The organism is Okeania sp., from assembly GCF_983059655.1.
This window is the reverse complement of sequence record NZ_CEZPJD010000300.1, coordinates 1-9038: the sequence shown is the minus strand read 5'-3', so window position 1 is coordinate 9038 and position 9038 is coordinate 1. Positions and strand designations below refer to the sequence as shown.

The following is a 9038-nucleotide window of genomic DNA, read 5'->3' as shown; positions in this document are numbered from 1 at the left end:
GACCCTATTCATACCCCTTTAGTCTCTAAAGGCTCCTAACAGGAACGAGTCGCACAACTACTTCAAATGTAAATTTTTCTGATTTTAGAGTTGCCATAAAATTTAAATGTAAATATTTTAGATAATATTGTGTCGTGTTTGGATCTAAAAATAGGTTGGGTGAGTGAATTTTTACCCAATTTATAGTGTCTGAGTAGAGGGTATACTGGGATTATGACTAAAGTAGGTTTAATTTTTACTGTTAGTTTTTTTTCAGCAAACTCTACAGACTAAATTTGACATTTTCTCAGGCAAAAAGGATGTAGCAAAAGTTTTCAGTTTTTGTATAAGGTGAGCAAATATTAACCCACCCTACAAAAAGTAATAATTAATTACTGCTGAAACTGACGAGCGCCGAAAAGATTTTCCCTTGCTTTTTCATCAAACTTCTTTGTCCGACTCTCACTTAAAACTGCTAAACCACGACTCACTGCAGGTCGCTGACTGATAGTTTCAAACCATCGCTTTAAATGAGGAAAGTCTGATAAATTTTGTCCTTGTTTTTCGTGGGGTACTATCCAAGGATATATTGCTATATCGGCAATAGAATAATCTCCCGCCACATATTCTAATTGAGATAATTGTCGATTTAATACTCCATATAAACGAGATGCTTCATTGGTGTACCTTTCTATTGCATAGGGAATTTTTTCGGGTGCATATTGACGAAAATGATGAGCTTGTCCTAACATTGGGCCAACACCTCCCATTTGAAACATTAGCCACTGAATTACTGTGTAGCGATCGCCTGGGTTATCGGGAATAAAGCGACTTGTTTTTTCAGCTAAATAAAGCAAAATAGCTCCTGACTCGAAGATGGAAATAGGGTTGTCATTAGGTCCATTGGGGTCAACAATGGCTGGCATTTTATTGTTAGGACTAATTTTCAGAAATTCTGGCTGAAATTGGTCTCCGGCGGTAATATTAACCGGAATTAAATTATAGGGAGTTTGTGTTTCTTCTAACATGATAGAAATTTTCCAGCCATTAGGAGTAGGCCAGTAATATAAGTCGATAGTCATAGTTTAAAAAAGCTCCAATTTTTTTGAAGTTTACTATTAAAAAGCTTTTCCTGACGGAATGCTACATAAACAGCATTTCAGCAATCAGCAGTCAGCTTTTTATAAAAAGATTTAAACCATTCCTAAAATTAAGCGACTTAAATATAAGTCGGTGATTTAAACCCAAGCTTTTTCCTGACGGAATGGTCCGCAAATAGATACCTAATTATATGCGCAAATTTTTAGGCTGATAGTTGATAGCTGATAGCTAGTTAATTGTAACCAAGGCTTTGACGTGCCATACCGTCAAATAAATCGAGCATTTTTTCCCGCCAAAGATTAACATAATCGTTGGTTTCTAGGAATTTAATTGGGGAAATAGAACGAGCAAATTGAAACTTAGAAAATATAATGTAATCGGCAAAGTTTGGTTTTTCTCCTGCCAAGAAAGGCTGTTGATTTAAAGTTTCTCTTAAAGGAGAGAGGATGGTTCTCAAATTATCAATTTGAGATTGTTTTACATCTTTAAATTCTTCTAGTGGTTTGCCTAATTTTTGTTCGCGAGTTTCTCGAAAATAAGTTTTGTCTTTGGCATCTATATGTTCAAATACATTGTAGATTAGCATTGGTAGTAAGGCTGGAGTCAAAACTTTTTCATCCCAATTTTTGATAAATAAAGCTTGAGCTTGAGCTTGAGGACAGCCGAATAGAGAAGGTTGATTTGGATAGGTTTTCTCTAAGTAATTGGCAATATTCCAAGAGTCAAAAACTACTCGTTCGCCATCAACAATTACAGGTACTTTTTCCTGAGCTGAGAAAGCGATCGCTTCTTTTTCTGTGAAGTGCCAAGGAATCCTTTGTACTTCTAGTTGTTTATGGGCTAGAGCCATACGAATTCTCCAGCAGTAGGGGCTAAAAGCTCTGTTATTTTCTGCCCCTACTAGGTCATACATTTTGATTTTCATGGATGCCATAATATTTGCAACTTCTCTATCAAATATAACAGTATTTTGGATTGTTAATAAATAATATTTTTGTCAATATCGAGCTATTTTCACAGCAAAAATTAGTTAATTATTGCAATCTTTGATTTTTCTACTACTAATATCATGTTTGTTGGGGTGTATTTGTGTAAATCCAAGGGTAAATATCTGGAAATTTAAGTTTTTTTTCTATTAAGTCTTCTTGCTTCTTCCCTTTTATTAGTCAGAAGAAAGATAGAATTTGGAAGAAGAAAGAAGTATAAATAAAAAAAAATTTATTGGTTTGACAATTACTAACAGACATAGAAGTGGAAATTACAGATTTAGATAATTTTTTATGCATTTTTTCATAAACTTTATTCCCTTTTACCTACTTTTGTAAAAAGCCTATTCTTTTTTGAAGGAGTCTAATAATTTTTTTGCATTTATCTCTAAAATTACAGCCTTGTCCCGATCAAAATAAAATATTAATCACTGAAAATACTATTGTTGTTTAGAAACAAATAATCAATAATAAAATTACAAAATACTTGCTCACATCATCAAGACAAAATGAATATAATTCCCACCCAATGTCAAGACTTACAAAATCAGGTAGAAAATATATTTAAATTATTACATCAAGAACCAGCTCAAGGAATTAGGTTTATATCCCAATGCTAATATTCAATAACCAGAAGTCAATGCTAATATTCAACAACTAACAGACAAGAAATAAAACAACGAAAATATTCCGCCAAAATTTCAGACAGTCTCACAATTCACTCCAATCATAAATGTCTTGTAAACTTGCAGATAAGTAGGTAGGGGTTAAAATTTATTGTTAGATGAAGGCAGAAGGCTGAAGGCAGAGGGCAGAAGGGAAGAGGTTTAAAAGCTACTTTACTTTTTTTCATGCCTACCTACATTAATAAACAACAATAAATCAAAAAATATTACTGAATTAAGAGGATGTAGTCTCTGTTTATAGCTATAAAAATTGTGTCAAAAACCAGAATTTTACTCACCACAATATTTCTGAATATCTCGAACTAAAAACATCCCCGCTCAATTACTTAGGGTTTGCTGAATAAAGTCTGTTGGTAGGGATAGGAGCCAGAATCGGTGAATCGGTGAAGTTAGAAGGAATGAGAATTATAGAAGAAGTAGTCAGAAGAATAGTACCTTGATTTTTCTGTCATAATCGTCCCGAAATACTAGCATGCATGAGCTTTTTAGGCCGAAAAGCTTGCACTTTTATAGACAAAAAAAGACTGAAACCAATATCAGTCAATGCTTTGAGAATTAATCAGCAAGCCCTACTTACTACCAAAAGTTAGTCAAAATAATAAGTAGTAAACCTTTCTGGCAAAAACTTAATTTATATCTGTCAGGTAATTCTGAATAAATTTCTGATTCTGGAACATACAAGAAATAATACAAGCAAAATATTCCGCCAAAATTTCAGAATATATCGAACCAGAAAATTAATAAAAAATAGAACAAAATGATTTCCTATCAAACCTGCCTATAATTAAAATTTTTCTTAATAGCTGAATGCTTACTCAGCTATTAACGGTCAGCAATCAGCAAATAATTCTTTCTCTTGTTAAAAGACTATACTTTGAGTAGTAACTTTTAATTTTTCTTGAAGACTAATTTATTCTTCCAAGATAATCATATTAATAACTTATAGCTGATAGCTGACGGCTGAATGCTTACATAGCTGAAGTATATGAAAATCAATGTTTTTTAGTTTTTTTTGTAGTAGTTTGCTTGTTTTAAGGGTTTGAATACCAAACCCCTAGCTTTTCTCTACAAACTATTTTTATTTCCCACCATAATAAAAAGCAATTTCTTTCTCTTTAAGTGGAGCAAAATCTGCATCTTTCAACATTTGATTTAACTCTTCCTGGGAAATATGCTTCGCCCCAATACGTACAATACGAGACCGCATTGTATTACTTACCCCACTCCGTTGTCGTTGACCTTCTAATGCCATTACCTTGTGATAAAGGTCGAGCTTTTCTGGTGGGATAGTAGAACCATCTAAATCTATTCCTTTAGCGATCGCCTCATCTACGGCATCTGCTCCAGTTGTTGATACAGGCGTGGAAGTTTGTTCTGAAGACATAGCAAAAAATTATTGAGTTTACACAATTATATTATCTCGTGCAAGGCACACCTCAAAACTTTCTATAGGAGTAAATTTTTCCAATTAAAATTCAAGTCATAGCAAATTTAGTAAACTTTCCCACATCTGGAGCTTGAAATGCAAAAATAAGATCGCCTTTAATAACACTTAATCTGATTAATTAGTCGATTAATGCAATAATTTATTCCTTTTAATTGTCAAAAACAATCAATTCCCGGTTAATATGGTACAACTTACGGGGTAAATATTTTTGGATTTTTCCCTATCCTACTCCTCATCTTTCCTACTCTCTAAAACCATCTATAGATGTACTTAATTAAGCTTAATTAAGTAGAAACTTTCTGTACATTACCCTAGAATATTCTCACAAATGTAGCTTGATTATAGTTAAGTATCTTTTGCTGTCATTACTCGGTCGATTAAGAATCTTGCTTTAAAGTTGATGATCGCTAAATACTCGTAGTCAAATAATGTTAGTATTTTGATGATTTATTAACTGGTGATATAATCATGCTAAATAACAAAAATTATAGATTTAATCAGAAATAAAATATGAACAAAACTCCCCGAATCAAAATTCCTTTAGCAGTCAGAAAATATGTCTTCAAGCGCGTTCGCTATCATTGTAAAAGTTGTAGTCAAACTACCAAAGAAACAAGACTTACTATAGACCATATTATTCCATTAACTACTGATGGTAGTAACTATATTAGTAATCTACAAAAACTCTGCAGTAAATGTAATCAAAAAAATAAAAATCACTTCAAACCACAATTTAAATAGAACTTCAGTAACTAACATTAAAAAAATATTGTTCCTAGAAAAATTAAAATTTCAAGTAAAATAGAACACGATAAAATCAGGATAAATATATGGTAAATTCAAAAAAAATTAACATTCTCAAAAGTAAGTTGTACTCTCTAATAAGTAAAATGTCTGATGTAGATCTAGAAAAAAGTTGGGAATATTTACAAACACTTTATTATGACAGCTTCATGTTAAAAGCTATTCAACAATCTAAAACAACCCATAAACCAGGAGATATCCTAACTAAAGAAGAAGCTATACAAATATTATACTTTGAACGAGAAGATAGCTGAACTAAAAATAAGCAATAATCATCAAAAATAAAGTATCGAAAAAAACAATATTATTGTGACTCTAGAAGTACGTTATGCTCGGTCTTTTGTGGAAGACCTCAAAACTTTAGAAACTGCTGCCTACCAAAAAATATATGATTTTGTTTTTATCAAATTTAGTCAAATAAATTACTTACAAGAACTACCAGAATTAAGACAACTTGGAACCAGTACTATCTTCTTTAGATTTACTGTAGACAACTATCTGATAGGTATAGAAGTAACAGGTCAAATTATTAAATTTATCCGTATTTTACCGAAGCCACAAATTTAGTCTTCTAAACTATTATGTAGCAGGCTAAAAAAACAAAATACAGTAATTTTTATGGACTCAAAATCACTCTGGCAACGCTATATTAACTGGCTTTATTACCATGAAGGATTAAACTTTTATGTTGATATAAGTCGCATTAAATTTGATGATTCTTTTCTAGAAAAAATCCAGCCTAAATTTGAAAAAGCTTTCCAAGATCTAGAAGCATTAGAAAAAGGTGCGATTGCCAACCCAGACGAAAACCGGATGGTTGGCCACTACTGGTTGAGATCCCCCGATTTAGCTCCCTCTCCCGAAATCAAACAAGAAATTGTCCAAACTATCGAAAAAATTGAAACCTTTAGTAAAAAAGTCCATAGTGGAGAAATCAAACCTCCCAATGCCCCCAAATTCACAGATATTCTGTCCATTGGTATCGGTGGTTCAGCTCTCGGTCCTCAATTTGTGGCCGAAGCCCTTAGTCCAAATGATCCACCGATGCAAATACATTTCATCGACAATACCGATCCTGCGGGTATTGACCGCGTACTTTACAAACTCAAGGACCGCCTCAATAGCACCCTAGTCATAGTCATCTCCAAGTCAGGTGGTACGCCAGAACCCCGCAATGGTATGATGGAAGTCAAAGCAGCCTATGCTGCTCAAAATCTAGACTTTGCTCCCCACGCCGTCGCTACTACCACCCCCGATAGTAAACTAGGTAAAATTGCCAAATCTGAAGGATGGCTAAATATTATTCCTATGGCAGACTGGGTAGGGGGACGTACTTCTGAATTATCCTCTGTTGGTTTACTACCAGCAGCATTGCAAGGAATTGATATCCAGGCTATGTTAGATGGGGCGAAAGAAATGGACATAGCCACTCGCAAACACGATATTAAAAGTAACCCCTCTGCTTTATTAGCTTTGAGTTGGTACGCCGTAGGTAACGGACGTGGAGAAAAAGATATGGTAGTTCTCCCCTACAAAGACAGTTTGTCAATGTTCAGCCGTTATTTACAGCAGTTGGTGATGGAATCTTTAGGCAAAGAAAAAGACCTAGATGGTAATATAGTAAATCAAGGTATTGCAGTTTATGGTAATAAAGGCTCCACAGACCAACACGCTTATGTCCAACAGTTGCGTGATGGTGTACCTAATTTCTTTACTACTTTCATCGAAGTTCTAGAGGATCGTCAAGGCATTTCTCCCGAAGTAGAACCAGGTGTTACTTCTGGTGACTATTTATCTGGTTTTCTCCAAGGTACCAGACAAGCACTTTATGAAAATCAGCGAGATTCTATTACAGTTACAATACCCCAAGTTAATCCTAAAAATGTAGGAGCTTTAATTGCTCTTTATGAAAGGGCTGTTAGTTTTTATGGCTCTCTAGTTAATATTAATGCCTATCACCAACCAGGAGTAGAAGCGGGCAAAAAAGCTGCGGCCACAGTACTAGAATTACAAAAACAGATAGTAAATGTTCTCAAGCAAGAAAGTTCTTCCCTATCTTTAGCAGAAATTGCCCAAAAAGTAGGTGCTGATGACAAGATAGAAATTATTTACAAAATTTTACGCCATTTGGCAGCCAACCAAAAGGATATTGTTTTTCATGGAAATTTTGGACAACCAGCTAATTTAGCTGTAAGCTATAAGTAGTACTATGATAGTGATTTTTCCTTAGATATAGTTTTTACTCGTGGACTGGGGTATATAGTAACTCAAGGATTATGGCTAACAGAAATAGTAAGTAATGTTAGTTTGTGGATGCTTTCTGAACTTAATAGAATAATTAATGCAGTGACGTTATCTCCCGCTAAATCGCCCGATTATAGTGGGAGCTTATCCTCCTCAAGGATGGAGCTTGCTGATTCCCTGGCTGACTAATGTCTACACCTTCACAAGCAGCAACGATAAGACTCACCGTCGCTCTTATACTATAACTTGTCTACTCTACCTGATTTCCTTAAAGATTTTACCAGTACTTCTGAGTTGAACCCCATATCTTGAGTTGTCTAGGTTCAACAGTCAGGTGTCTATTACCACTACTCATAGTGTACGTGACACTAGCACGCTTAAGCTACCTTGTCAACTAAAGAACGCTACTAGTTTTTTTGCGGGTCGTTCTCCTCCTGCTGTACTCTAACGGTTATAAAGGAAGACCCAGAGGAACATTTAGTGGAACAGAAATACTAACCTAAATTGCGGTCTTGGGAAACTTGAGTTGTATACTCAAGGTCAGCGTCATTTCAGTTAGCCTCTTAAGGTCAGAGCTAGGTTTTTTCCTTTTGGTATGGAATACTACGCAAACGGAATGCTTTGCTGCGCATATTAAAAGGAGGATAAATTTACCTAAATAGGGCTTGTTGAATAAAATTGTAATCAATACCAATTAAGGCTTCCAGGATTAAATATTGCTGAAAAAGTGCAAGGTTTTTGGCTCTTTTAGTCTCAAAATGCTAATATTTTTTCCTGTACAATGCCGAAAATTTAGCCGTAGCAGATAGTCTAAACTGTTCCCTGTTCCCTGTTGCCTATCATCACCATCAGACTTTTTCAGCAAACCCTAAATAACATGGAAGCATGAAGGCCATCGTTTTTTAAGTGATTGATGAAAGGCAACTCATCGGATTTTAATCCAATGTATTTTATTTGATTGAAAAGCCACCTTGAAGGCCCCCGTGTTTGAACTAGGGAGATAAAAATAAGGGAGTCCTTTGGACTAGACAACTTTAGTTGCCCTCTGTTACTATGATCCACAATAACTTTTCGGTCCGCCTGTTTCCAATGTACTCTTTTCAGCAAGTTTTAGTTGCTCAAAATCCTGAATTAATAGCTATCTTAACATTCTTAATGCGAAGAGTCTCACAAGCTCACTAACATGGGAACATATTATGGTCGGCAATTATTTTTTAAGTCTCACAAAACTCTCGGCAAGTTTGAATTGGAAAAAGTCTATAAAAACAACTATCATTACAAAGTTTTATATTCCCAAGCAGCACAACAAATATTGAGAACCGTAGCTGAATCGTTTAGGTCTTATGATGGTCTAATTAAAGCCTATAGTTCAGGGAAAATATCAGACAGACCAAGGATTTCTAACCACAGAAAAAAAGGGGAAATGGCTACAGTTATTTACCCCAAGCAAGCATTAAAACTTAGAGATAATCAAATTAGAGTCCTATTAGCTAATACCTGTAAACGCTGGTTTTGCTTAGACAGTTTATTAATTGCTATGCCTAGTAATCTAGCATTTTTTGCTCTTAAAGAACTGAGGCTCTTAACTAGAAATAGATGTTTTTATTGGGAATTTGTCTATGAAAAAGAAGTAGTAGTTAAACCTAAATTAAACCAAGAAAATGTCTTAGTAATAGACAATAGTGTCAATAATTGGTTGACTTGTGTATCGAATGTGGGTACTAGCTTGATAGTAGATGGTAAACATCTCAAATCAATGAATTGTTGGTACAACAAACAGATGTCAACTAT

At 34.5% G+C, this 9038-nt stretch carries 8 protein-coding genes; 5 read left to right on the top strand and 3 right to left on the bottom strand.

Annotated elements, in window-relative coordinates; translation table 11 throughout:
• Positions 1 to 371 precede the first annotated feature (371 nt).
• From AC3DU7_RS17195 to AC3DU7_RS17185, 3 genes are all read right to left on the bottom strand, one after another.
• Positions 372 to 1061 carry a glutathione S-transferase family protein gene (locus AC3DU7_RS17195; protein ID WP_488040543.1) on the bottom strand — a complete coding sequence of 230 codons (690 nt, stop codon included), beginning with the start codon at positions 1059 to 1061 and terminating at the stop codon, positions 372 to 374.
• Positions 1062 to 1312: 251 nt separating this feature from the next.
• Positions 1313 to 2014 (bottom strand): glutathione S-transferase family protein, encoded by a 702-nt coding sequence (locus AC3DU7_RS17190; RefSeq protein WP_488040542.1) that lies wholly within the window; start codon positions 2012 to 2014, stop codon positions 1313 to 1315.
• 1816 nt (positions 2015 to 3830) lie between these two features.
• A complete protein-coding gene (locus AC3DU7_RS17185) occupies positions 3831 to 4136 on the bottom strand; it encodes a small RNA NsiR4-regulated ssr1528 family protein (protein WP_488040541.1) in 306 nt (101 codons plus the stop codon).
• A 573-nt stretch (positions 4137 to 4709) separates the two neighbouring features.
• On the opposite strand from AC3DU7_RS17185, the gene AC3DU7_RS17180 reads away from it, so the two are divergent.
• The 5 genes from AC3DU7_RS17180 to AC3DU7_RS17160 form a co-directional block, all read left to right on the top strand.
• Positions 4710 to 4940, top strand: coding sequence for an HNH endonuclease (locus tag AC3DU7_RS17180; RefSeq protein WP_488040540.1), 231 nt, complete (start codon positions 4710 to 4712; stop codon positions 4938 to 4940).
• An 89-nt stretch (positions 4941 to 5029) separates the two neighbouring features.
• Positions 5030 to 5257: a hypothetical protein gene (locus tag AC3DU7_RS17175; RefSeq protein WP_488040539.1), complete on the top strand. Its 228-nt coding sequence runs from the start codon at positions 5030 to 5032 to the stop codon at positions 5255 to 5257.
• A gap of 55 nt (positions 5258 to 5312) precedes the next feature.
• Positions 5313 to 5570, top strand: coding sequence for a cytotoxic translational repressor of toxin-antitoxin stability system (locus AC3DU7_RS17170; RefSeq protein ID WP_488040538.1), 258 nt, complete (start codon positions 5313 to 5315; stop codon positions 5568 to 5570).
• A gap of 51 nt (positions 5571 to 5621) precedes the next feature.
• Positions 5622 to 7208, top strand: coding sequence for a glucose-6-phosphate isomerase (locus AC3DU7_RS17165; protein ID WP_488040537.1), 1587 nt, complete (start codon positions 5622 to 5624; stop codon positions 7206 to 7208).
• 1222 nt (positions 7209 to 8430) lie between these two features.
• On the top strand, positions 8431 to 9038 hold a 608-nt coding region (locus AC3DU7_RS17160; protein WP_488040536.1), incomplete at its 3' end, for a nuclease/transposase family protein.